Source organism: Pseudoalteromonas sp. Z9A4, from assembly GCF_011378845.1.
Classification (GTDB): Bacteria; Pseudomonadota; Gammaproteobacteria; order Enterobacterales; family Alteromonadaceae; genus Pseudoalteromonas; species Pseudoalteromonas arctica.
Genome location: NZ_WTLA01000016.1, coordinates 12954 through 37004, shown reverse-complemented (window position 1 = coordinate 37004; position 24051 = coordinate 12954). Strand labels below are relative to the sequence as shown.

General features: G+C 38.5%; 21 protein-coding genes, 1 tRNA gene and 1 pseudogene. 13 read left to right on the top strand and 10 right to left on the bottom strand.

Going from position 1 to position 24051, the window contains the following annotated elements; all coding sequences use genetic code 11:
* The first annotated feature begins 260 nt into the window (after window positions 1-260).
* Window positions 261-345 (top strand) — tRNA-Leu (locus GQR54_RS12500).
* A 217-nt stretch (window positions 346-562) separates the two neighbouring features.
* On the opposite strand, the gene GQR54_RS12495 is transcribed toward GQR54_RS12500, so the two are convergent.
* From GQR54_RS12495 to GQR54_RS12480, 4 genes and pseudogenes are all read right to left on the bottom strand, one after another.
* Window positions 563-1036 (bottom strand): VOC family protein, encoded by a 474-nt coding sequence (locus GQR54_RS12495; protein ID WP_166378012.1) that lies wholly within the window; start codon window positions 1034-1036, stop codon window positions 563-565.
* 100 nt (window positions 1037-1136) lie between these two features.
* A pseudogene (locus tag GQR54_RS12490) lies at window positions 1137-1606 on the bottom strand (GFA family protein).
* Between the two features lie 102 nt (window positions 1607-1708).
* The gene (locus GQR54_RS12485; protein WP_166378009.1) at window positions 1709-3781 is read right to left on the bottom strand and encodes a catalase; all 2073 of its coding nucleotides are present in this window, start codon (window positions 3779-3781) and stop codon (window positions 1709-1711) included.
* A gap of 242 nt (window positions 3782-4023) precedes the next feature.
* Window positions 4024-4857 carry a mechanosensitive ion channel domain-containing protein gene (locus GQR54_RS12480; RefSeq protein ID WP_010553100.1) on the bottom strand — a complete coding sequence of 278 codons (834 nt, stop codon included), beginning with the start codon at window positions 4855-4857 and terminating at the stop codon, window positions 4024-4026.
* A gap of 370 nt (window positions 4858-5227) precedes the next feature.
* Here GQR54_RS12480 and GQR54_RS12475 point away from each other — a divergent pair, with 370 nt between their 5' ends.
* The 6 genes from GQR54_RS12475 (at window position 5228) to GQR54_RS12450 (ending at window position 14540) form a co-directional block, all read left to right on the top strand.
* Window positions 5228-5614: a hypothetical protein gene (locus tag GQR54_RS12475; RefSeq protein WP_007581468.1), complete on the top strand. Its 387-nt coding sequence runs from the start codon at window positions 5228-5230 to the stop codon at window positions 5612-5614.
* A gap of 331 nt (window positions 5615-5945) precedes the next feature.
* Entirely contained in the window at window positions 5946-7814 is a 1869-nt protein-coding gene (gene gss / locus GQR54_RS12470) for a bifunctional glutathionylspermidine amidase/synthase (RefSeq protein ID WP_166378007.1), read from the top strand.
* Between the two features lie 136 nt (window positions 7815-7950).
* Window positions 7951-8319, top strand: a complete 369-nt coding sequence (locus tag GQR54_RS12465) for a DUF2237 domain-containing protein (RefSeq protein ID WP_166378005.1) — start codon at window positions 7951-7953, stop codon at window positions 8317-8319.
* 236 nt (window positions 8320-8555) lie between these two features.
* A complete protein-coding gene (dps, locus tag GQR54_RS12460) occupies window positions 8556-9080 on the top strand; it encodes a DNA starvation/stationary phase protection protein Dps (protein ID WP_166378003.1) in 525 nt (174 codons plus the stop codon).
* 624 nt (window positions 9081-9704) lie between these two features.
* Complete coding sequence (locus tag GQR54_RS12455; protein ID WP_166378001.1) at window positions 9705-12644, top strand: TonB-dependent receptor; 2940 nt, start codon at window positions 9705-9707, stop codon at window positions 12642-12644.
* Window positions 12645-12800: 156 nt separating this feature from the next.
* Window positions 12801-14540, top strand: coding sequence for a SulP family inorganic anion transporter (locus tag GQR54_RS12450; protein ID WP_166378087.1), 1740 nt, complete (start codon window positions 12801-12803; stop codon window positions 14538-14540).
* Between the two features lie 52 nt (window positions 14541-14592).
* Here GQR54_RS12450 and GQR54_RS12445 read toward each other — a convergent pair whose 3' ends face one another.
* A complete protein-coding gene (locus GQR54_RS12445; RefSeq protein WP_166377999.1) occupies window positions 14593-15270 on the bottom strand; it encodes a glutathione S-transferase family protein in 678 nt (225 codons plus the stop codon).
* A 177-nt stretch (window positions 15271-15447) separates the two neighbouring features.
* On the opposite strand from GQR54_RS12445, the gene GQR54_RS12440 reads away from it, so the two are divergent.
* The 4 genes from GQR54_RS12440 (at window position 15448) to GQR54_RS12425 (ending at window position 18231) form a co-directional block, all read left to right on the top strand.
* A complete protein-coding gene (locus GQR54_RS12440; protein WP_166377997.1) occupies window positions 15448-16218 on the top strand; it encodes a DUF1223 domain-containing protein in 771 nt (256 codons plus the stop codon).
* A 306-nt stretch (window positions 16219-16524) separates the two neighbouring features.
* Window positions 16525-17205, top strand: coding sequence for a CsgG/HfaB family protein (locus tag GQR54_RS12435; RefSeq protein WP_166377995.1), 681 nt, complete (start codon window positions 16525-16527; stop codon window positions 17203-17205).
* The gene (locus GQR54_RS12430; protein ID WP_166377993.1) at window positions 17205-17552 is read left to right on the top strand and encodes a DUF4810 domain-containing protein; all 348 of its coding nucleotides are present in this window, start codon (window positions 17205-17207) and stop codon (window positions 17550-17552) included. Before GQR54_RS12435 ends, GQR54_RS12430 begins: the two co-directional genes overlap by 1 nt.
* A gap of 1 nt (window position 17553) precedes the next feature.
* Window positions 17554-18231: a DUF799 domain-containing protein gene (locus GQR54_RS12425; protein ID WP_166377991.1), complete on the top strand. Its 678-nt coding sequence runs from the start codon at window positions 17554-17556 to the stop codon at window positions 18229-18231.
* Between the two features lie 136 nt (window positions 18232-18367).
* Here GQR54_RS12425 and GQR54_RS12420 read toward each other — a convergent pair whose 3' ends face one another.
* Window positions 18368-18676 (bottom strand): hypothetical protein, encoded by a 309-nt coding sequence (locus GQR54_RS12420; protein WP_166377989.1) that lies wholly within the window; start codon window positions 18674-18676, stop codon window positions 18368-18370.
* A gap of 182 nt (window positions 18677-18858) precedes the next feature.
* Between GQR54_RS12420 and GQR54_RS12415 the strand changes: the two genes are divergently transcribed.
* Entirely contained in the window at window positions 18859-20217 is a 1359-nt protein-coding gene (locus GQR54_RS12415; RefSeq protein ID WP_166377987.1) for a serine hydrolase domain-containing protein, read from the top strand.
* Window positions 20218-20381: 164 nt separating this feature from the next.
* Here the strand turns inward: GQR54_RS12415 and GQR54_RS12410 are convergent, their stop codons facing one another.
* Window positions 20382-21203, bottom strand: a complete 822-nt coding sequence (locus GQR54_RS12410; protein ID WP_166377985.1) for an AraC family transcriptional regulator — start codon at window positions 21201-21203, stop codon at window positions 20382-20384.
* A gap of 126 nt (window positions 21204-21329) precedes the next feature.
* On the opposite strand from GQR54_RS12410, the gene GQR54_RS12405 reads away from it, so the two are divergent.
* The gene (locus GQR54_RS12405) at window positions 21330-21800 is read left to right on the top strand and encodes a YHS domain-containing (seleno)protein (protein WP_008165251.1); all 471 of its coding nucleotides are present in this window, start codon (window positions 21330-21332) and stop codon (window positions 21798-21800) included.
* Between the two features lie 110 nt (window positions 21801-21910).
* On the opposite strand, the gene GQR54_RS12400 is transcribed toward GQR54_RS12405, so the two are convergent.
* From GQR54_RS12400 to GQR54_RS12390, 3 genes are all read right to left on the bottom strand, one after another.
* Entirely contained in the window at window positions 21911-22252 is a 342-nt protein-coding gene (locus GQR54_RS12400) for a YajD family HNH nuclease (protein ID WP_166377983.1), read from the bottom strand.
* A gap of 37 nt (window positions 22253-22289) precedes the next feature.
* Entirely contained in the window at window positions 22290-23222 is a 933-nt protein-coding gene (locus tag GQR54_RS12395; protein WP_166377981.1) for a hypothetical protein, read from the bottom strand.
* Between the two features lie 85 nt (window positions 23223-23307).
* Window positions 23308-23922 carry an acyl carrier protein phosphodiesterase gene (locus GQR54_RS12390; RefSeq protein WP_166377979.1) on the bottom strand — a complete coding sequence of 205 codons (615 nt, stop codon included), beginning with the start codon at window positions 23920-23922 and terminating at the stop codon, window positions 23308-23310.
* Window positions 23923-24051 lie beyond the last annotated feature (129 nt).

The following is a 24051-nucleotide window of genomic DNA, read 5'->3' as shown; positions in this document are numbered from 1 at the left end:
TAACAATTTAATAGCACTCATAACCCAAAATATTCGCTTTATATATCAGCCCAAAAAGACTTAAAAAATTTACCGGTGGAGTCTCCTTGCTATAAACGATTAATTATCAACCAGTTGTTTATGCAAATAAAAGAAAAGGCTTGCCGCCCCCTCTTTTGTTTGTATAATGCGGATACAGAATAAGAGGTATATAAGTATCCTTTTTATTTTAAGTGGTTTTTCTTTATCTTTTTATGCTTAAAAGATTAAAGAAAAATTATGCCAGCGTGATGAAATTGGTAGACATGGGGGATTCAAAATCCCCTTCCGAAAGGAGTGCCGGTTCGAGTCCGGCCGCTGGTACCACTTTTTGAACCTCAGCTAATTATTGGCTGAGGTTTTTTTATGCCTAAAATTTAACTAGTAATTTATACTAATTCGCTTTACTAAGTGAGCTACGTTTAGGCAGAAAACGGTTTCGATAACAAGATAAAACCTAGATGAGTTGAAGCAAAAGCTACAAGCCTTTCATTAAAGCCGTCAACGTAATTAGGAAGGTACATAAATCTAATTAGCATGCTAGTTATGCGTCTTGCTCTTGATTTGTTATATTCCCAATACGATTATTTAACTCTTCGTCACTAACATCTTCTTTGTGTGTACCAATGATCCATATATGACCAAATGGGTCTTGTAGTGTGCCGGTCCTATCACCATAAAACTGATCATGTAAGGGTCTTATTAGTGTTGCACCAAGCTCAATTGCTTTTTTAAATACGGTATCAACATCTTCAACATAAAGCATAAGGCTTAGCGCTGTACCACCGAGTTCTTTTGGGCTTTTTAAATGCTCTTCAGAACCATTATCTGAAAGCATAATATGTGAATCACCAATTATTATTTCTGCATGGGCTATTCCACCATCAGGTAAAGGCATTTGCATTACGTGTTCAGCACTAAATGCATCACAATAAAAATCTATCGCTTTTTGTGCGTCATTCATAATTAAATATGGTGTAACTGAATGAAACCCTTTTGGTATTGCTGAGACTGCCATAATATTCTCCTTTACTTACGCGGTGATTTTTAATATTTAATTAACTAAATATGCGTTTAATTGCCCCTAAATTTAAGCTTAGCTCATACAAAAAATTGCGTTACTTTTCGAGGCTTAAACGCTTATGCCAAGCAGCGATACTTTCATCAGGATATTCTTCAAATTGCTTGTCACCTTCATTAATGGGTGCATTTACCCAATTTGCTTTACTACCAAGCATTAAATGAGTGCGCTCTGGCGGTATGGGTAACTCACTATCTATTGCACCTGCAAAGGGGTGAACTTGCTCAGGCCAACGTGCATCGTATAACCACAAGTTAGCACTACAATGCTTACAAAAATGACGCTCTGCAGGGCTGATTTTATCGCCTATTTTTGCATGATAAATAGTTATGTGTTCACGCCCTGTAACCTCAAGCGTGCTGTATTGTGCGTTCAAATTAATAACAAACCCGCCGCTCCCTGCGGTTTTACGACATACAGAGCAATAGCATAAATTATAAGGAAAGGGTGTTTTGAGTTGACCGTAAATACCACTTTGCCACAGTGACAAGCGCCATTAAGCTTCATAATATATCCAATTTTATTGTTGGCTTGAACTAATTCCTTAACTAGGTGAGCTTAAAAAAACCACAACAATTACATGCTGTGGTTTTTTAATTATTGAGCTTACTAACGTTTCCAATATCTTAAATTACGTAATGTATTTATAAATTTATCGGCAGAGTGTGCCTCTAAATCAATCCAGCCATCATCTGCTTTATCATCGAGCCCTGCGGCTTTAAATAATGGCTTAGCCTCACTTGTAAAACCTATGTATTTCATATGTGCATACGCATCACTTACAAAGTCTTTAGCTTCTGCAATAGCAGCTAGTTTTTCGCCTCCCTCTTCAGTGGTGAGTACAAGTACTGCATCGTATAAAACCGATGGACCACCATTAATAACCTGATCAGCTTTAAAGTGCTTACCTTTACTGCATTTAGCACCGCCAACTTGTGGGGCAATAATTTCAGAGTTTGCGCCTTCACTTTTAAGTGCATTGGTAACCGATTCAAAGATGTCTGCATTAAAGCCATCACTTACTAAAATACCTAATTTACGGCCTTTGAAGGTGTTGGGCGCATTTTTCAAAATACTTAACGCATCAGATACAGGTAAGTCTTTACGTGTTGGCATAGCAGCTTCAGCTGGGTCTGGCATTTCTTGCAAGCCAAGTCCTTTGGCAACTTTGTTTGCGAGGGTTTCGTCAATATTTAATAAATGCGATACCAAACGCTCTCGTATTGGTACATGCTCGACTTTAGAAAGCTCAAACACGTACGCAGATTGTATATGCGCCTGCTCTACTTCTGTTTGGCTTAAGTAAAACTGACGAGCTTGACTGTAATGATCGCTGAATGTTTCTGAGCGATAACGCAGTTTATCACCGCCGCTTACTTCAGGTTCCTTTGAGCTTTTAAAGCCATGTACTGGGCATTCGCGCGGGTTGTTTTCGTCGCCGCTCCATGAGTTTGGCTCATAATTAACACGCCCTTTTGGATTGTGCATTGCCATGTGGCCATCTTGCTGAAAATGACGCATTGGACATTTAGGCGCATTGACCGGAATATGCGTAAAGTTAGGACCACCTAAACGCTTAGTTTGAGTATCTAAGTATGAAAAGTTACGACCTTGCAGTAGCGGGTCGGGTGTAAAGTCGAGCCCCGGTACAATGTTTTGAGTACAAAATGCTACTTGCTCTGTTTCTGCAAAAAAGTTGTCTACAACACGGTCAAGCACCATACGGCCAACAATTTGCACTGGTACTTGCTCTTCAGGTATAAGCTTAGTGGCATCGAATACATCAAATTCAAATTCATCAGCAAATTGCTGATCAAACACCTGTACACCTAGCTCCCACTCAGGGAAGTCGCCATTACCAATAGATTCCCACATATCTCTGCGATGAAAATCAGGGTCTGCGCCATTTAGCTTAAGTGCTTCGTTCCATACTACAGATTGCATGCCGCCTTTTGGTTTCCAATGAAATTTAACAAATTTCTCTTCACCTTTGGCATTAATAAATTTAAAGGTATGAACACCAAAACCTTCCATAAAGCGTAAAGAGCGCGGAATAGCTCTATCAGACATTGCCCACATAACCATGTGCATTGACTCAGGCGATAAGCTCACAAAATCCCAAAAGTTATCATGTGCTGTTTGCGCTTGCGGAAAACCTCGGTCGGGCTCGGCTTTAGCTGAATGAACTAAGTCTGGAAACTTCATCGCATCTTGAATAAAGAAAACCGGTATATTGTTTCCCACTAAATCCCAGTTTCCTTCTTGGGTATAAAATTTTACCGCAAAACCACGTACATCACGTGCTAAATCTGGAGACCCTTTATTACCTGCAACTGTAGAGAAACGAGTAAATACTGGGGTTTTTTCACCTTTTCGCTGAAAAATATCTGCACAGGTTAAATCTTCAAGCGTGTCGTAATTTTCAAAGTACCCATGTGCCCCGTAACCTCGTGCATGCACTACTCGCTCAGGAATGCGTTCGTGATCAAAGTGAAAGATCTTCTCGCGCATTATGTGATCTTCTAATAATCCTGGGCCACGCTTTCCTGCACGTAATGAGTTTTGATCGTCACTTACAGGGCAGCCCTGCGCGGTGGTCATGGTAGGGTGTTCATCCGACGCTTTTTGATGCAATTCACCGCCATGCCCTTTATTACCTGAGTATTTAAATGATTCAGCCATGTTTAGTCCTTCATACAGTTTGATTTAATGGGTCAATAGTTTTTATGAGCTTTAAAGCTAAAAGCGACTATGCAAATGCAAAATAAAGACCAGCCATCCAACCTAGTAAAAAAGGGCTGTACAGATAACAATGTAGTATTTGAAGTGGTTTATAAAAGAAAAGGTTACACAGGTATGTAACTTTTTCACACAAAAAAAGAGCACTTAAAAGTGCCCTTAGGTTTAAATCGTTTTAAATTTAGTTAATCTTTGCTTTCGTTAACTAAAATAACTTTACGATGTGGGAAAGGTATTTCGATGTTGTTTTCATCCAGTGCTTTTTTAATTAACTCTGGCACCGTGTAAAGAATATCGAAGTAATGCTCGCCCTTACAAAAAGGTCTTACTAAAAAGTCTACTGAGCTGTTGTTAAGAGTTTCTACTTCAACAAAAGGAGCTGGATCTTTTAGTATGTGTGGGTGCGCTGCAAGTACGGCATCTATAACTTTACGTACAGCCGTTGTATCTTCACCGTAAGCAACACCAAAATGCATATCCACACCACGAATTGGATGATGTGAATGGTTTATAATTTGCGCGCCCCAAATTTGACTATTTGGAATAATAACCTGTTGGTTATCGAACGTTTGTAAAATAGTAGTAAACATATCTACTTCTGTTACTTTACCAAAACGCCCTGCGGCCTCAATAAAGTCATTCACTTTATAAGGTCTGAAAACAAGTAGCATAACGCCTGCGGCAAGGTTCGACATTGCACCTTGTAACGCCAAGCCTATAGCAAGTCCCGCAGCACCTAGCAAAGCAATAATAGAGGCCGTTTGTACACCAAAGCGATTTAACACAGCAATAATAACGAACGCTAATATGATGTAGCGAGCCATACTGCCTAAAAAGCGAAAAAGCGTATCATCAAGATGAGTGTATTTATGGCATAAGCCAATAATTAAATTGCGTACTTTGCCTGCCAGCCATAAGCCCGCAAGTAAGATTGCAATCGCTAGTAATATGTTGGTTGCCCACGTAATTGCAGCGGGTAAATATTGATTTATATCAATGTTGTTTATTATGTCTTCCATTGTTTTTCCTGTTTTAAAAACTTTTAACTGACTTCAATCCATACTAAGCGCAATAGTTTAACAAAAAATTAACTAAAGTACGACTATAGGAGTAATTTAAAACATAAAGAAAGAGCGTTCCCTCAAAACATGTCATCGCTCACGTAAATCTTTCAACGCATAATTTTGCTTTAACCCTTGGTTTATAGCTTAAATAATTAAACTTTAACTAGTTCATAAATAAAGTTAATGCCCGATATAAATCTCGGTTAGCTCTCTTAATTTTCTAATTACTACTGGCACTCATCTATAAATTTACCGATAATCTCACCTAAGCGCGCATATATTGGCGAGACAACACAATTGGATGAAATTAAAACAAAGGATTATTATGAAAAAGTACTCAATTTTACTTACAGCGGCAGCACTTACTGTACTTGCTGGTTGTTCAACATCTGTTGCAGTAAGAGACTTTGAACAAAACCCTATTCCACAAACATCAACAATTACCAACAGTGAAGCTGACGTAGAAAAAGGTATTCTAAAGGCATGTATTCAGCTTGGTTGGAAGTGTACGCCTATGAGTGAAGGTAAAATAAAAGGTGTACTGGATATTCGCACACACCAATTAACTGTCGATATTGCGTATGACAAAACGGCATACTCAATCAACTATAAAGACTCTATTAACTTAAACTACAACGGCAAAAAAATTCACCGCCAATATGTTAATTGGGTATCAAACCTAATACGCCATATAGATGCTGAAATGATTTAGCAGCGCGTTAACCTGCTTTACATATTATAAAAATCACTAAATATGAATAATAAAAGTGGAGAAGTTACCTATAGCTTCTCCATTTTTTAATTGAGATTTAAACAGTAATAATCACGCCAAAAATATTAATAAATTTCAACCAGTTACAAGCCAAAAAAGCACCAAACCTAACACTATTAGTAAAAGTACTCTCCCGTATTTTCACTCTTTAATGAATGAGTGATTTTTTACTTATCCCCCTTCGTAAAAACATATTTTATATCTTGCTATAACGCAGTTTCGCTCATATAGTCAGCAAATTATCACACCTTTATTTTGAACATCTTTGTTTATGAAATCTTCTGCTCCTGCTAGTGATTTTGGTACCTTATTAGGTTATGCACCTGGTAATGTTGCTGTGTACTCATCTGATTATGATACGGCTGACGAAAGCATTTATCCTAATCGTAGCGCCTATCGTAGTTACCTTGATGGCATTTACATGGGCTATAAATGGCAATGCGTTGAGTTTGCACGTCGATGGATGTATCTCAACCATAGCTATATTTTTGATGATATTGCTATGGCTTACGATATTTTTGAGCTGCGTTCAGTGCGCGATGTAAATAGCCAAAACAGATTGCCACTAAACGCGTTTAAAAATGGTGCAAAACATCATCCTCAAGTAGGTAGCTTACTTATATGGGAAGAAGGCGGCGAGTTTGAAGAAACAGGCCATGTTGCTGTCGTTGTTGAAGTGCACGAAGATAAAATACGCCTTGCTGAGCAAAATGTAGGACATCAAATATGGCCAAAAGATCAAAGCTGGTGCCGTGAACTAAAAGCAAAAGTAACTAAAGATGGCGACTATTGGATTGAGTGCTCTTACAGCGACGCCACTATTTTAGGCTGGATGACACAAACTGATGAAACAGAATATGCTGAGCCAACGTCTGAGCTAAACACTGATTTATTTATTATAGAAGCCCATAAAGCAGTAGATACAGGCCAAGCAAACAAGTCATGGTTAAATATTGCGAATGACGATGAAGCTGCCTACGTAGAAATGATGCAAGGCCATAAACTTACATCAGTAGCTGCGGATCAACATAATTACTTTGCGATATCTCAAACGGCGCAGCAAAGCATTGAGCATGCAACAAATGAGCTGCATGGCTTATTTATGCATGCAACCGACTATGTACTGCAGCACCCTGAGTTATTAAAAAAGTTTAATTTACCCGATGTTGTGATTAATAAAATTCGCCAATCGTGGGATAACCGCTTAAACCAATTAATTACCAGTCGGTTTGACTTTGCTTTAACAGCAGCAGGTTTAAAAGTTTACGAATACAATTGCGATTCGGCATCGTGTTATATGGAGAGCGGCAAAGTTCAGGGTAAATGGGCAAAACACTTTGGTGTTAAAACAGGTGTAGATGCAGGCCAAAATTTATTTAAAGATCTCGTAAAAGCATGGCGTAAAAGTGAAGTAAAAGGTCTTGTTCATATTCTGCAAGATGATGAACCAGAAGAGCATTACCACGCATTATTTATGAAAGAAGCTATTGAAGCCGCGGGCTTTGAGTGTAAGTTAGTAATTGGCTTAAGCACACTTCGCTGGAATGAATCAGGCAACATAGTAGATGAAGACGGCGCACAACTGAGTTACGTGTGGAAAACGTGGTCGTGGGAAACCGCACTTGATCAAATTCGTGAAGAGTGTGAAGCCGACCAATCACTAACTGATAACTTTGAACCACAATTTCAAGCTGGTGAAACGCCACGCTTAGTCGATGTATTACTACGTAAAAATATCATGGTGTTTGAACCGCTGTGGACATTGATCCCAAGTAACAAGGCCATTTTACCAATACTGTGGAGCTTGTTCCCTAATCATGAATATTTACTTAATACCGCGTTTGAGCTTAACGACGAGTTATTACAAACCGGTTATGTAGTTAAACCAATAGTAGGACGCTGTGGCGCTAATATTCAACTTGTTGATGAACAGCAGCAAGTTATAGAAAAAACAATGGGGCACTTTGCAGAGCAAGACCAAATATACCAACAGCTATTTACACTGCCTAAAGTAGATGATTACTTTGTACAAATATGTAGTTTTACAGCCGCCGGTAAATACTCTGGTGGTGGCGTGCGTGTTGATAAAAGCATGATCATAAACGGCCATAGCGATTGTATGGCGTTGCGTATTAAATAATAAACAATACTAAGCCCGCAATTTTGCTGCGGGCTTAAGTTTGTGTAGCCCTTCCCTCTTTTAAATTTTATAGCTATCTCATGCGAGTTACTCCTGATAGAGTAAATTTATTAAACACCACAAATTAGGGTATTTCATGGCGAATCAATTTAATGTACTCGGCACACGCTTAAAACTATGTTGCGGTAATGGTGGCTACACACGTGAAGGGTTTTGTTATGTACCAGAATCAGATCTTGGCAATCACAGTGTATGTGCAATTATGACTGAAGAGTTTTTACAATTTTCAAAATCGCAAGGTAACGATTTAATAAGCCCAAACCCCCTTTACGATTTTCAAGGTTTAAAAGCCGGTGATAAATGGTGCTTGTGTGCAGTAAGATGGCTTCATGCTATTTCAGCAAACGTTGCGCCACCGGTGGTACTTGAAGCTACAAATAAAAAATCATTAGAAATAGTGCCGCTCGATGTTTTAAAAGCGCACGAATATATAGCCAAAGTTTAAATACACTTAAGCGTTATTAAATTAAAGTCTGCAGATTTTACAAATGTATGCAGGCTTTTCAAAAATTCAATCACCCCTCCAGCCTCTAAAATCTCAAATAAAAACATAACCCCATGTTTTTAAACAGCTTTTAAAAACAATCAACTTACGGCATAACAGTTGCTTCATTAAGTTTAAGTCATGCTCATAACGCAACATATTATATGAGCAACACATTACTTAATGTAGGAGAAATTATGAGTAACAATAACGAATCAAACAAAACAACTAAATTTACCGCGCCAGGTATGAGTGACGAATCAGCTCAAAAAACAATAGCTACGCTAGATAACCGCATGGTTGCATTGATAGATTTACAGCTTACTTTAAAGCATATTCACTGGAATGTAGTGGGACCTAACTTTATTGGCGTACACGAAATGATAGACCCACAGGTAGACATTGTGCGCGAAATGACAGATACAATTGCAGAGCGAATTGCGACTCTTGGTGGAGTACCCGTTGGTACGCCTAAATCAATTGTAGATCGTCGTACTTGGAGCGAATACTCAGTAGGTAAAGGGTTAGTAACCGAGCATTTAGCCGCACTTGATAAAGTATACAACGGCGTTAATGGCGATCACCGCAAAGCAATTGAGACTCTTTCTGAACTAGATCCAGTGTCTGAAGATATGATCACCAGCCAACTGGCTGATCTAGAGCAATTTCAGTGGTTTATTCGAGCCCATTTAGAATCATCTACAGGCGAGTTAAAAAGCTAATATATTTAATTTAAGAAAGCCCAGCATTAATATGCTGGGCTTTTTTTTGCGTAAAAATCACTCTATTTATAATAATATATAGATATGTATCAGTAAGCTCTAATACAAAATTCATATAAAAACAATAGAAAATTGGTATTACCAAAACAAATAACCAAAATAAAATTGAATGATTTTACACTCCTCACTATTTCGCAAATTTATAAGCCATACCCAACCTTTAATGAATACCTCATTATTTTAACATCACTTAAAAAGCAAACTAAACACGTATAAAATCACATCACAAAAGCTCAAAATAGCATCTAAATCTAGGTTAAATAGTACAAAAAATATAAAAAAGCGCCTTTGGTAAGCATACTTTAATAAAATTCATTCAAAATATTAAAAATAAAAACACATCATAAGCCATTAAATTTATTAAGTATAAGCAAAATAAAAGAATGTTTTGTAATACACTTTGTGAATTTTTGGTAAACAAAGGTTGTAATAAAAGCTGAATTGGACTAATTTCAACCATACCACCTGTATGACACACCACAGGGAAATAGCAGTTAAATTGGTTAACCAAGCCAAGTAACAACACACACAATGACGTAAGTCGTACCCAAACGGGAGAGATACATGAAACTCAATCAAATTACTTCAACATTAATTAATAAACATAAAAGAAGTAGCTCTACAACAATCAGTGCAGCAGCCCTTTTATTAATGGCTTCTTCTACTATTGCAGCGCAAGAGGCTCCGGCAGCTTCAGAAACGGCAGCTGCAGATATTGAAGTTATTGAAGTAAAAGGCATGCTAGGTAGTATGAAAGCCGCCGCTATGCTTAAACGTACTGACGGACGTATTGTAGATGCGATTGTTGCTGAAGACATTGGTAAGTTACCTGATAATAATATTGCAGAAGCACTGCAACGTATTACTGGTGTATCTATTAATACCGATTTTGGTGTGGGTGACAGTGTTTCGATTCGTGGCTTACCTCAGAACCGTGTTGAATTAAACGGTCGTTCTACTATTGGTGACTCTCGTGACGGTATTAGCTTACAAGATTACCCATCAAGCTTCTTAAAAACAGTAGAAGTAGTTAAGTCTCCTACTGCCGATATGATTGAAGGTGCATTAGGCGGAACAGTTAGCTTAAAAACAGTTCGCCCATTAGAGTTAGATAAACTAACTGGCGCAGTTTCATTAGATGGTGAATATGCAGATAAAACAGAAAAAGTAGCGCCTATTTTTAGCGGTTCACTTGGTAACAACTGGGACTTTGACGAAATGGGTACCTTTGGTGCCATTGCTATGTTTTCGTATCAAGATCGTGAAATTCGTCAAGATGAAACGTCTAGCCGTGTTAAACCTCAAGACATTGATATTAATGGCCAAGAAGGTAATACACCAAGTGGCAACGCTATCGTACGAGACGAGCACAGTGTTGAGCAATATGTAGAACAACGTAAACGTACTGCTGTAAATTTATCACTTCAGTGGGCACCGCAATCTGGCAATGGCATGGTGTATCTAGATTTAAGTGGCACTAAACGCTCTGGTGAGCAAAGTGGTAACTCTATATTAGGTGTTGCAGGTTCACTATCAACAGATGCAAATACAACTCAAGATGCTAACGGCGTAAATAATTACACGCTAACAAACGAATTTGGTATCCCTAAAACATACAGTGACTTTCGTGAAACTGACTCGTTTTCAAACGCACTTGGTGCAGAGTGGAACCTTACTGATAGCATAAAAATCTCTGGTGAAATTGCAGTAGCATCATCAGAAAGCGTAAGACCTGATTCTGAATTTACACTTCGCCCAATCGAAAAATCAACATTCGAAGCAAGTGGCGGCGTTGATCTAGTAAATCATTTATATGATGGTGCATTTTCTCAAGATGGTAATAAATTACCTAGCATCATTCATTCAGATCCAAATGCATTTACTGACCCACAAAACTTAGCACTTCGTACGTTTAAAAGTGAAGATAGAAGAACAGACAATGACGAAACAGCTATTCGTTTTGATGTTGAAATGTTTGAACCTCTCAGCAGCTTAAGCTGGGTATCTAAAGTAAAAGCAGGTGTCCGTGTTACTAACCGCGATTACGAATATGAGCAATACAAAGTAGAAATTAAAGACATTTACAAAAATGCATTTAACGACTCAGATGGTTCATTAGCTACTTTATGGGTTGATGACTACAACGCTGCTTTTTCAAATAGCTTCACAACAGTTAGCCACGACAACTCTTTTGACCAATTAGGTCATTCGGGACAAAATGACCTACTAACGTTTTTAAGCTACAACGGTTTATCTAACCCTGCAAATACTTACGCTCAACTTCAGCAGTTACTTGCAGGTACTAACCTAGCATCAACAGGTAGCCTTTCAGATAACCAAGAATTTCAAGAAAGTGCATACCGTAACGTGGTTGAAGATACAGCTGCGGTGTACGTATCGGCTTACCTAGATTTTGATAACATCACTGCGATTGTGGGTGGTCGTTATGTGACTACAGATTTAGAATCAAGCGTGTTCCTTAACGGCGAAAAAGTAACTGGCGACAATGACTACAGCGACTTTTTACCAAGCTTAAACGTTACGTATAACTACTCAGACGAAACATTATTCCGCTTTGCTGCTGCAAAAGTTATGCGTCGCGCTGACTTTAGCGAGCTAAGTCCTGCGTTTGACGTTAATAACGATATTACAGGCGCAACGCAAGGCTCTATTGATTTAGAACCATACCGCGCAACACAATACGACTTATCTGTAGAGCATTACTTTGATGAAGGTAACGTACTATCTTTTGCTGTATTTTATAAAGATGTTGAGTCTTTCTTAAGTAACGAAAGCAGCTGTCAGGCTTCTTCAAGCACTTCAACTGGTCAAAACGTAACTCAATGGAACCAAGTATGTCAGCTTGACGTTGCAGGTGTTTCACAAGGCAACCTAGTTTACTCTGATGCGACTGACTACCCAGTAGATGCAGATGGCTTTAACCATGTTGCAGGTCTGCGTGATGCAGGACTAACGGGTATCGATACAGTTAAAAATGTAAATGGTGAAAACGGCTCAGTACAAGGTTTTGAAGTGGGCTACCAACAGTTCTTCACAAGTTTACCTGGTGCATTTTCTGGCTTAGGTGTTAATGCAAACTACACGTATGCCGACAGCGAACAACCAAACGGCAACCCACTATTAGATATTTCTAAAAATACATATAACTTACAAGTATTTTGGGAATACGAAGGGTTCTCTACTCGTATCGCTTATAACTACCGTGACAGTTTCTTAGATACTGAAAACGAAAAACGCGTAGAAAATATTAACTCAGATGGCAGTATTTCAGCAGAAGGCACTGTTTACGGTAATAACTACCGTGACGACAGAGGCCAGTTAGATTTCTCTGCAAGCTGGGATATTAACGAAAATATTACGCTAGTAGGTAATGCGACTAACTTAACGGGTGAACCTTCAATCTACCTATCTGAACTAGGTGGTGCTTGGAAGTACACTGAAGCGGATCGTCGTTATAGCTTTGGTATTCGCGCTAAATTTTAATTTTCCCTGAAAGCTAAAGCCTGCTTTTATGCAGGCTTTTTTACGTCTATAAAAAAGTGGCTTTATATTACGTAAAAAACACTCCCTCCTAGCTATACTTATTTGAATATTAAATTTACTATCAAAGCGTTATTACTATTAACAGGAAAAGTTGAAGTGCTGTCGCGTTTATATAATTTTATGCCGGGTTTAGATACATTGCTGCACTATGAGCGACAATGGTTTGCTGATGATTTAAGAGCAGCGCTATCGGTAGCTGCCGTAGCTTTACCTGTTGCCATTGCTTACGCACAGCTAACCGGTGTTAATGCTGCCGTAGGGTTATATTCTTGCATATTACCAATGATGTTATATGCACTTTTTGGCACTTCAAAACAGTTAATAGTAGGCCCTGATGCTGCTACCTGCGCCGTTATTGCAGCAGTAGTAACACCTCTTGCTGCAGGTGACAGTTTTAAACATTGGCAACTTGTTGTCACCATGACCGCTATGACCGGCTTTTGGTGCTTTATAGCCAGTAAATTTAAGCTAGGTGTATTAGCCGACTTTTTATCTAAACCTATTTTAATGGGATTACTAAACGGCGTAGCCATTACTATTATTGTGGGTCAATTTTCCAAAGTATTTGGCTTTACCTTTGACGAACGCTACCTACTTGAACGCTTAGGTGGTGTGCCCACATACCTAGCGCAAACACATGTTCCCACCTTACTAATGGCTTTGTTTACACTGGCGGTTTACTTTGCCATGAAGCGCATAAGACCCACGTGGCCTGCATCTATGTTTGCCATTGCTTTTGGTGCGCTTTTGGTATGGATTTTTGAATTAAAACAACTTGATATAAAAACTATTGGCACCATAACTGGCGGGCTTCCCGTTTTTAATACCCCTGTTTTTGATTTAGGGATTATTCGTGAGCTAGTGGTACCCGCACTTAACTTAGCCATCGTGAGCTTTGTTAGTATGATGCTAACTGCCCGCAGCTTTGCAGCTAAAAATGGCTACGACATAAACGCCGATAAAGAATTTAGAGCGTTAGGTATTGCCAATATTGCGTCGGCTCTTTCGCAAGGGTTTGCAGTCAGTGGCGCCGACTCACGCACCGCTGTTAACGATGCAACAGGTGGTAAAACGCAGTTAGTATCAATAATAGCAGCGGCCATTATTGCGCTCATAGCCGTGTTTTTAACAGCCCCACTTGAATTTATTCCAAGCGCAGCGCTAGGTGTTGTACTTATTATTGCCTCTGTTCATTTACTCGATTTAAAAGCGGTTTGGCAATTAAAACGAAAAGATAAACAGGCATTTTATCTCGCCTCAGCCACCTTACTTGCGGTGTTATTTATTGGCGTTATACCAGGGATCACACTTGCTGTATTACTGGGGTTATTTCAATTTATTCGCACTGTTATGCGCCCAACCGACAATATACTCGGCGTAGATGTTAACGGTGTAGTAAGAAGTTTAGACGCCACAGATAAAGCAAAATCGGTGCAAGGCGTGTTTATCTATCGCTTTAATTCACCTTTAACTTACTTTAATGCCAGCTACTTTAAACGCAGATTACTTGAGCAATACGCAAGACAAAAAGACGACACTCAATGTGTAATAATTGACGCTGTACCCTGCTTTACTCACTTAGATTTAAGTGTAATGGCCATGCTTGCCGATCTCGACGTTATATTTAAAAAGCGCGATATAAGGCTTGAACTTGCAGGCAGAAAACGCCAGCTGCTCTCATGGTTTGATATTGCAGGAATGAAGTCAGGAACAGAGGGTATATACATTCACTCAGACCTATACATCGCCCTAAAAAGAAATAGCGTAAGCCAGCACACCGAGGAAGTTAATTTATTCGTGGCAGATGAAAATAAAGAGGCGTTAACACAGCCATAAAATACTAAACAGCAGATCAGCTAACTGCTCTGCTGTTTATATTAAGTACTTTTTATACTTTTGGGTAGTTTGAAGGGAAAAATGCTTTTTTAGCGTCTTCATCAAACTCTTTTTTAAAGGCTACATCAGTACCAGTTACGCGTGCACGTGCAACCGCTGGGCGGCTATCAATGCTTTCAAACCAACGCTTAAGATTTGGATACGGTGCTAAGCCCTCTTCACCTAATACAACCGGTGCTTTATCAATCCAGCCCCATGCAGATACATCAGCAATTGTGTATGTATCACCCACAATAAAGTCACGACCCTCAAGGTGCGTATCAAGCACTTCGTAATGGCGCTGCGCTTCACGTAAATAACGATTAACCGCGTAATCAAGCCCTTCTGGTGCCATATGTCTAAAGTGTACACTTTGCCCTGAATACGGACCTAAACCAGATGCGATAAACATTAACCACGACAGCATTTCAGCGCGGTCATCGCTCTTGCCTTCTAGCTTTCCATATTTTTCAGAAAGGTACATTAAAATAGCATTCGAATCGAACACACGCGTTTCACCATCAACAATTGCTGGTGCTTTAGCGTTTGGATTAATTGCTTTAAATTCAGGTGTATGTTGCTCACCTTTTAAAGTATCAAGAGGAACAAGTTCAAACGGTAAGCCTGTTTCTTCTAAAAAGAGTGCAACCTTCATTGGGTTAGGAGTATGGTGAAAATAAAATTTAATCATGTAAAGTTCCTCAATAATTGAGCAACGATTAAAACACAACTTGAGCGGGTGTTCAAATTAAGTTTTTAATAAGTAAAATATACAATTAAAACGTGATTTAATTGTGAGTATTTCGTGATACTTCATTCGTAAATATCATTTAAGCTGAATGCAATATCAGCCTTTGCGAGAAGCAACATGCCTTTTAAAGCACTATCCCGTCCATTTTTTATCTCACTTGTTGGGTTAATAATTTTTTGCTTTCAAAGCCAAGCGGCTGAGCAAGTAACTATTTCTAGTACAGCTAATCCCACTACCTTTTTAGAACTTTACACATCGCAAGGTTGCAGTAGCTGCCCACCAGCTGAAAAGTGGATTTCAAAATTTACAGATGATGAAAAACTATGGACTGATTTAATCCCTATTAATTTTCATGTTACTTATTGGGATTATTTAGGATGGAAAGACCCGTTTGCCTCTGCTGTTTTTAGTAAAAGACAACGTACGTATAAGGCACTCGGTAAAAGTAGGATTGTAGCAACCCCAGGATTTATGGTTAACGGTAGCGGGTGGCAAGGTTGGTTTTATGAACAAGCTATACCTATAACTAAAACCCATTACTTAGGTAATTTAAAAGCGACTATAAACAACAGTAAAATTAACCTCGAATACAATACTGTTAATTCCGAAGATGATACCAAACAAAACTTAATAGCTCATGTAGCTCTGTTAGGTTTTGGTATAGAAACACAAATACACAGCGGCGAAAACGCAGGCCATAAGTTAAAACACGACTTTGTAGTTATTGGTTACGAGCAAAGTAACATGCAAACTAAGCAGCAATTATCATTAACTGACTTAACCCTGCCTCGCGCTAAAAAAATATCGCCAACAAAGCAAGCCTTAGTATTTTGGGTATCAAAAAAAGGCGACCCTACCCCACTACAAGTTGCAGCGGATTGGTTTTAAACGTTAAGGTTAATTCGCATAAAATTACTAATTAACAGCTCAGCGCGCAATAAATGTTCTTTAATATCAACTATAGAAAAAGGCTTTGGGTAATTTAAAAACTAATGAATTAGCATTGTTACTTTAAAGGATTTATTCTTTTTCAATATGTGTACCTGTATAAAACATAAATAACATTGTATTTACATCGACTTTTGTTTATAAAGTAACTTGAATGGACTCTTGAAATAAGTAATTGACTTATAAGTATAAAAATCAAGCGCCTATCAATAAAACTTCTGCAATTACCTATATGGACAAAAATTTATGCAAATTAACCAAAGCCACATTAAAACAATTGTAATCGCTGCAATTACAGCTTCGTCTTTAGCTGGGTGTGCTACAACATCATCTAAAGTAATAGAAACACCAACTGTTGCTAGCTATAACACAACCTACTCAGGTACAAAAAGCAAACTAGTCGTAGGTCAGTTTGTAAACCGTTCGAGCTTTCAAAATGGTATATTTTCCTCAGGCCAAGACCGTTTAGGCAGCCAAGCAAAAACAACACTAATGAGCCACTTACAACAAACAAATCGCTTTAGTGTGCTTGATCGCGACAATATGGCAGCCCTTGCAGAAGAAGCAAAGTTAACAGGTACAAAACAAGTTCTTAGCGGTGCTAAATTTGTTGTAACTGGTGATGTAACAGAGTTTGGCCGTAAAGCTATTGGCGATCGCCAACTTTTTGGGTTATTGGGTAAAGGTAAATCGCAAATTGCTTATGCTAAAGTAACGCTTAATGTTGTTGATGTTACTACATCAGAAGTTATTTATTCAGTGCAAGGTGCTGGTGAATACAGCCTATCAGAACGTGAAGTTATTGGTTTTGGAAGCACAGCTTCATACGATGCCACATTAAATGGCAAAGTACTCGACTTAGCTATTCGCGAAGTAGTTAACAAGTTAGTTACGGGTCTTGAAGCTGGTCAATGGGGCAACAAGTAATGAAAAAGCTAATTACCTTAGCATTTGTTTGTATTGCCCTAACAGGTTGTAACTCAACGAAAGAACCTATTTACTATTACGGCAACTATAGCACTGCCGTATACGCCTATTTAAAAGCAGATGACGTAACAGCCGAAGAGCAAATTAGTATGCTTGAACAAATTATTGCCGATGCCGCAAACAAAAGTAAAAATGTTGCACCTGGCCTACATGCTCACCTAGGTATGCTGTATTTTGAAACGGGTGATCCTTCATTAGGTACTACTCACTTCGAAACTGAGAAATCACTTTTCCCAGAGTCAGTTCATTACATCGACTTCCTTCTAAAGTCTGCTAAAGGCGCTTAATATGCTTAATTTCAAATCATACACAGCGATCGCTTTAGTCGCATTACTCGCTGGCTGTGTTTCACCTCCACCAGCACACGACTACACAGCATTTAAACAGGCAGACCCTCACTCAGTTATTATTTTACCACCGCTAAATAATACACCTGAAGTAATAGCACCATACAGTGTGATGACTCAAATGGTCGCGCCTATAGCTGAGTCCGGCTTTTATGTTTTTCCGGTTGCTTTAGTCGATCAAACCTTTAAAGGTAATGGCCTCACTGTTGCAAGCGACGTGCACCAAGTACCGGCAAATAAATTATATGAGATTTTTGGTGCAGACTCTGCGCTTTACATCACTATTGAAGAATACGGTACTAGCTATGTTGTCATTTCTAGCGAAACAGCTGTAACTGTGTCAGCTTCATTAGTTGATTTACGCACTGGCGAGCAATTATGGCAAGGCAAAGCAAGAGCCTCTTCAGCTGAACAACAAAGTAATGGCGGTGGTGGCCTTGTAGGCATGCTTGTTATTGCAGCAATTAATCAAATTGCTGAAACTGTCACTGATAAAGGCTTTGAAATCGCTGCAATGACTTCAACACGCTTACTATCGTCGGATGCATATAACGGCCTGCTATATGGCCCTCGCTCACCTAACTACGGGCAACCAGCACCAAGCGAAAAGAAACAATAACTCTCATTGTTATTCATCTAAAACTTAAAAAGGCCGAACCATAAAATGGGATTCGGCTTTTTTAATAACAGACAGCTTACTTAGCTAATTAGCTAAATTACCTTTAAGTATTCAGAGCAGATTTTAAAATAGAAGTTTAAAAACTAAAATTAATAAAAAAAGAAAAAATGGTCTTTATAAAAATACTGACTAAAAAAGCCACCATAAAAAATGCAGCAAATGCAGAAACAGCCCCACCACCGGTATACCCTGCTTTAGTTTTTTCTACCATCAACACATAAATTCCTAACACTACGCTTACCTTAAACCATAGCCAGTAATCGTTGCTAAAAAGAGGGATTGCAGCAAAGCCAATTATTGGCACTAATATTTTGGCTTCTTCGTTTTTGTGTAAAAAATAAAAAGCCATAATAGCAATATATAAAAGTGCCGTTATATCGGGCATATAAATAACTTCCTTGTAAGAAAATAATAAAACCAATAAACGCAGCGATTATACCTATTACTGAGCTCCTATAAAATTCGATAATTGTGTTTACTTTTTAGCTGTGCAATATTAAATCACTATTAAACACAAGGATTGCTAAACCTATTTACAGGTTTGGTATAAAAACTAAAAGGATGAATATGATTAAGCCATTTTATACGAGCTGTTTGTTAGCCCTCTTGCTATTAACACCCAGCCTTGTAATAGCAAACCCGACGGCCTCGCAATATCAGCAAATTCTTAACGAGAGCCTTACTGAAAACGAGCCTGGGGTATCGGTAATTATAAGTAAAAATGGCAAAGTACTTTTTAAAGGAGCGCGCGGGCTTGCCAACCTTGAGCATAACATTGCACTTAATGAGCAAAGCGTTTTACGTTTAGGTTCTATTTCAAAACAATTTACTGCCGCTGCAATTATGATGCTACAAGAGCAAGGTAAGTTATCAACCTCAGATGATATTCATAAATATGTTGCAAGCTTTCCTACTGAGGGCAACCTCGTCACAATCGAAAACTTATTAACCCATACATCGGGCATAGCCAACTACACAGATGACGACGACCTATTCGATAAAGAAATACAAGTACCCACCAGCGTTGACGATACACTCACGAGATTTGCCAAACACCCAATGGTATTTAAACCTGGCGAAGCGATGGCTTATTCAAATACCGGTTATTCACTGCTTGGTAAAATAATTGAAGTAGCGAGTGGGCAATCTTATAAAGACTTTATTGAACAAAATATATTTAAAAAACTAGGGATGACTCAAAGCAGTTACGAAGGACAAGAACTTGTTGCCCACCGCGCATCAGGGTATGAGCAAACAGAGCAAGGTTTAATAAACACCAGCTACATTAACATGGATTGGCCCTATGCCGCAGGGGCGCTTATATCTACCCCAACCGACTTAAATATTTGGTTTAGTGCGTTATCGTCTGGCAAGCTAATTAGTAAACCAAGTTATGAAAAAATGATCAGCCCTTTTAAACTAAATGACGGCAGCTTTTCATCCTACGGTTATGGATTAATTATTAAGCCTTTGAATGAATACACTGTAATTAAACACACAGGTGGAATAAATGGCTTTTTAGCGCACGCACGCTATATTCCAGAGCAAAAGCTATATGTAGCTGTACTGGCTAATTCCAACCACATAAATCCTATTTTTATGAACGAAAAACTCATCGCTAAAGCACTTGGTATCGTACTGCCCGAGTTTAAAAAAGCCGATATAACAGCGCAACAACTAGCGCCTGTATTAGGTGATTACCGAATTGATAAAAACACTTTACGCAGCCTCATTTTTGAAAATAATACTTTGTACTCACAGCGCACTGGCGGCGATAAAATAAAACTTATTACCATGTCTGACAATAGCTTTTACTATCCTAATTCAAACAATTACTTAGTAATAGAAAAGAACAGCCAAGGGCAATTAGTGATGAAACATTTTAGTGGGTTATCAATAACTCCTACTAAGGCGATTAAAATTTAATTTCAAGATTATCCAAATAACAATGCCCGAAGTTCACTCAAGTCGTAACCTCGGGCATGACTGGTTTTATCGTGATTCTGAGGTAAATTAAGACCCTATTAATTTGATATTACGAAAACCTTCACCAGATTCGAAAATGCAGCTTACTCAAAGAAACTAAAAATTTACTGCTGGCTCAATAACCACTCCTTTGGCGCTTGCCCTGTTTTTTTTCTAAATACACGAGCAAGTGCAGAGCCATTTTCGTACCCAACCTGATTAGCCACTAAATCCATATTTTGATTTTTTAAAATAAGCTTTTTAGCAACTGACAAACGCCAATCAGCCAAATAGTCAGCTGGTGTTTGCTCTATAATTCGCTTAAACGTGTCAGCAAATTTAGAGCGCGACATGCCACACGCCTCAGCCATAACACTAAGCGACCAGTTTTGCTCTGGGGTTTGGTGTATTTTTATTAATACTTTAGCCAACTGAGGATGGGCAAGCCCTGCCATCATCCCGGTTTTAATTGCGCCCTCTTCTAATACCTTGCGCAAAACACTAATTAAAAACACATCGCATAAGCGATCTATAATTAAATCCTTACCGCTGGCGTCTTTAAATGCCTCTTCAAAAATCCAAAAAGCGCTTTGATCTAATAATCCATCACCTGTTAATTCGTAATTTAAACAAAAAGGCAACGCCTGTAATAAAGGACTATGCCCTCCACTTTGATAGCTAATTTGCGCGCACACTAAATCAGCACCATCGTCCTTATCCGAAAACAAACAGTGCCCTGTAGAGTGAGGAAAAAAGATCACCGAAGGCGTTGATAAAACAACTTCAAAACCACTGTTACTGCGCACTTTTAACGTACCTGAACGCAATAAATGTAAATGCCCAACACCTTGATCGTTACTAAAATCGCTAGTACCGCACATGTTCCCACTAAAAAACACATTAGCGTTAAGTGAAAAATGACTCAGAACACTCGAAAGCACATCCATAAACGCCTCTTTGGATTATTGGTATGAAAATACAGACTAATAGACGCATATTAACCAAAAAATAACGATAAAGTACAGTTGAGTTTTAAACAAACACACTAATTAAATTATTATTTGGAGATACACATGAAATTTTCGACACTCACTAAATCAGCTTTTTTTGCAGCATCAGTCCTTGCAAGTTCACTAAGCTTTGCAGCAGATATAGACGCAAATGCAGACGTTAACGACATTGCAATTAGTGGCTACGATACCGTTGCTTACTTTACCCAAAACAAAGCGGTAACAGGCAGCTCTGAATATACTGCAACACATAAAAATGCCATTTATAAGTTCAGCTCAGCTAAGCACCGCGACTTATTTAGAGCTAACCCAGAAAAGTACGCACCACAATTTGGTGGCTTTTGTGCGTTTGGTGTATCAATGGAGAAAAAGTTTGACGTAGATCCAGAGGCTTTCAAAATTGTTGAAAACAAACTTTATTTAAATCTTGATAAATCGGTTCAAAAACAATGGCTAAAAGACGTACCTGGCTTTATTACTTCAGCCGATTCAAACTGGTTTGACATAAAAGACAAAACAGCAAAAGAGCTTTGATAAAACCAATTTAAAGTTAATTTTGAGGTTGCTTCGGTTTATAACCGTTCACCCTCAAAATGCCATTTAAATTAATAAAAATTAGGTTTAGGCTCTTAATTTAACTAATATTACTTTGATTTATTAAGCATTGCTTTTAAATCGGCAAATGGAGAATGCGTTGCAGCCCCTACTTTGCGCTCTGTAGTCGACCCGCCATACATAATATGTTCGTGATATTTATTGTGCTCATTATCGTGGCAATAAATACACAATAACTCCCAGTTACTGCCATCCTCAGGGTTATTACTGTGGTTATGATCAACATGGTGCACCGTTAATTCACGTAAATTAGAGTACTCAAACTCACGAGCACAACGCCCACACACCCAAGGGTACAGTCTTAAAGCTTTTATTCGGTAACCTTCCTCTTGCTTCACATAAGCCTGAGGTACATCGTTATTCTTACTCATAATATTCCAGTTAAATGTGTTATTTCGGTGCTCAATACTAAAAAAACTTAATTACTGACAAATCACCAAAAGAAGTATCTATATGCCGGCCTGTTTGCCCCCATGCACGTAGTACGACCATAAGTTTTTTATTGTCGGAAGTCCAAGAAATTCCACCACCGTAGGCCTCAACTTTTTCGGCGCCCGAATCTTTTAACCCCAGTCCAGGGTCTGTATTTCGAATATTTCCCTTACCTACTTTGTATTCAGCAAATACGTGAACATTATGCGGTAACGAAAACGATAAAAGCGAGCCAATACTCGCCCCGTACGAATTAGAAATTAACTTAGTGACCTGTGGTGCAGATGAATTTAAAAAGTCAGCCTGAAACACTATATTATCTTTATCCTCAAGAGATACATGCTTGAAAGACCACGCGCCAACAACACTTAATGCCACGTCAAATTTGCTGCTTAGCTTTGGTCTATTAAGAAAAAAATGCTCAAACAAAGACTCTTTATTATTGAAGGTATAAAAGTTGTGTTGCCCAGATAGCTCAAACTTAGTTGAACGTGTATTTTGCGAGAAAATTTTATCCGTTTGATTGCCGCTTAAATTGCTAGCCGTGCTTTGCAGCCCTTCAAGGGTTTGGTAGTTAAAAGTGATTTTAGAGTTTTTAAATTTTCTGTATGAAAGCAGTACATCTTGTGTTTTTGTTTCAACATTATCTTCAAAAATATCGGCTGAATAGCCAATTTCAATGTCGTTAATATCAAAAAACACACCCACACGTTGGTTGTTTATGGGCGCTAACGAAAACAGTGTTTTTTGATTACCAGCCAAGTCATCGTATATTAACGCATGGCTAGTATTTGGGTTTGAAATAGTGGTTCGTACTGATTTTAGGTCAAAGTCAAAAGCCAATACAGCACCAGATTGAAATGCCGCTAAAACAGCAAAGCTCACAATAACCAAGTAATTGCGATTCATTAAAAACACTCAAAAATTAATTTGTATTAGAGTAGCGCTTTTTTTACATTAAATAATCACAAAAGGTTAACAATTAATGAAGATATTAAATAAAGCGCTTTATGTCATTTTTTGGGGTGCTTTCAAGAGCAAACTCACTTACATGCTTAATCAGTTCAGGGAAGAATTCTAAAAAAGTAGCCTCTAGTTCGTCGTAGTTACGCGCTATATCATCAGCAGCGCCCGCAAAAGTGTTAGCAAAGCGAATGCGCTTGGCAATGTTATCCAGTGCTAACCCTATTCCCTCAACGGTTTCGTACTCTTTAAACCAATCGTTTTTAGTCATGCTTGTTACAACATGCTGCATTCGCGGGGGCATAACATTTAGGCGGTTATTTAAAAGCTGATAACTGGTGTACTTAAAATCACTTAAAGGTTGCTTGCTAAATCGTTGCCAATGCACAATTAAAAAGTGATCAAACACCACATCGATAGCCACACCCGCAAAGCGCTTATGCTCGGGTGAAAAATACTGTTTAGCGTGTTTTACTGCGCGGTGGGAGTCGGTAAATTTATCGACTAAATAGTGGTTATCGAGCCCATTTATAACCGTACTTGGCAATTGCTCTACGTGCCTTTTACCACCAAAGTCGCCCAATAAGTTCCCAAAGTGAGAATCGGCTGTAGGTTGTGCTAAATAAAGGTGAGCTAAATAATTCAAAGTGTACTCTGGCTTGGTATTAATACAGTTAAAATAATAACTTAATTGTAAGCGCTACTTAAAGTTAGATTTTATGCCTAATCAAAAAAATAGCATAAAAAAGGTGAAACTAAGTTCACCTTTCATATT

Bases quoted from the DNA above. Each gene is read 5' to 3' on its own strand.
- GQR54_RS12465 (WP_166378005.1), top strand. From the start codon at position 7,951: ATGGCGAATCAATTTAATGTACTCGGCACACGCTTAAAACTATGTTGC.
- GQR54_RS12415 (WP_166377987.1), top strand. From the start codon at position 18,859: ATGATTAAGCCATTTTATACGAGCTGTTTGTTAGCCCTCTTGCTATTA.
- GQR54_RS12430 (WP_166377993.1), top strand. From the start codon at position 17,205: ATGAAAAAGCTAATTACCTTAGCATTTGTTTGTATTGCCCTAACAGGT.
- GQR54_RS12420 (WP_166377989.1), bottom strand. From the start codon at position 18,676: ATGCCCGATATAACGGCACTTTTATATATTGCTATTATGGCTTTTTAT.
- GQR54_RS12480 (WP_010553100.1), bottom strand. From the start codon at position 4,857: ATGGAAGACATAATAAACAACATTGATATAAATCAATATTTACCCGCT.
- GQR54_RS12445 (WP_166377999.1), bottom strand. From the start codon at position 15,270: ATGATTAAATTTTATTTTCACCATACTCCTAACCCAATGAAGGTTGCA.
- GQR54_RS12440 (WP_166377997.1), top strand. From the start codon at position 15,448: ATGCCTTTTAAAGCACTATCCCGTCCATTTTTTATCTCACTTGTTGGG.
- GQR54_RS12395 (WP_166377981.1), bottom strand. From the start codon at position 23,222: ATGAATCGCAATTACTTGGTTATTGTGAGCTTTGCTGTTTTAGCGGCA.
- dps (WP_166378003.1), top strand. From the start codon at position 8,556: ATGAGTAACAATAACGAATCAAACAAAACAACTAAATTTACCGCGCCA.
- GQR54_RS12485 (WP_166378009.1), bottom strand. From the start codon at position 3,781: ATGGCTGAATCATTTAAATACTCAGGTAATAAAGGGCATGGCGGTGAA.
- GQR54_RS12410 (WP_166377985.1), bottom strand. From the start codon at position 21,203: ATGGATGTGCTTTCGAGTGTTCTGAGTCATTTTTCACTTAACGCTAAT.
- GQR54_RS12425 (WP_166377991.1), top strand. From the start codon at position 17,554: ATGCTTAATTTCAAATCATACACAGCGATCGCTTTAGTCGCATTACTC.
- GQR54_RS12455 (WP_166378001.1), top strand. From the start codon at position 9,705: ATGAAACTCAATCAAATTACTTCAACATTAATTAATAAACATAAAAGA.
- GQR54_RS12400 (WP_166377983.1), bottom strand. From the start codon at position 22,252: ATGAGTAAGAATAACGATGTACCTCAGGCTTATGTGAAGCAAGAGGAA.
- GQR54_RS12475 (WP_007581468.1), top strand. From the start codon at position 5,228: ATGAAAAAGTACTCAATTTTACTTACAGCGGCAGCACTTACTGTACTT.
- GQR54_RS12405 (WP_008165251.1), top strand. From the start codon at position 21,330: ATGAAATTTTCGACACTCACTAAATCAGCTTTTTTTGCAGCATCAGTC.
- GQR54_RS12495 (WP_166378012.1), bottom strand. From the start codon at position 1,036: ATGGCAGTCTCAGCAATACCAAAAGGGTTTCATTCAGTTACACCATAT.
- GQR54_RS12435 (WP_166377995.1), top strand. From the start codon at position 16,525: ATGCAAATTAACCAAAGCCACATTAAAACAATTGTAATCGCTGCAATT.
- gss (WP_166378007.1), top strand. From the start codon at position 5,946: ATGAAATCTTCTGCTCCTGCTAGTGATTTTGGTACCTTATTAGGTTAT.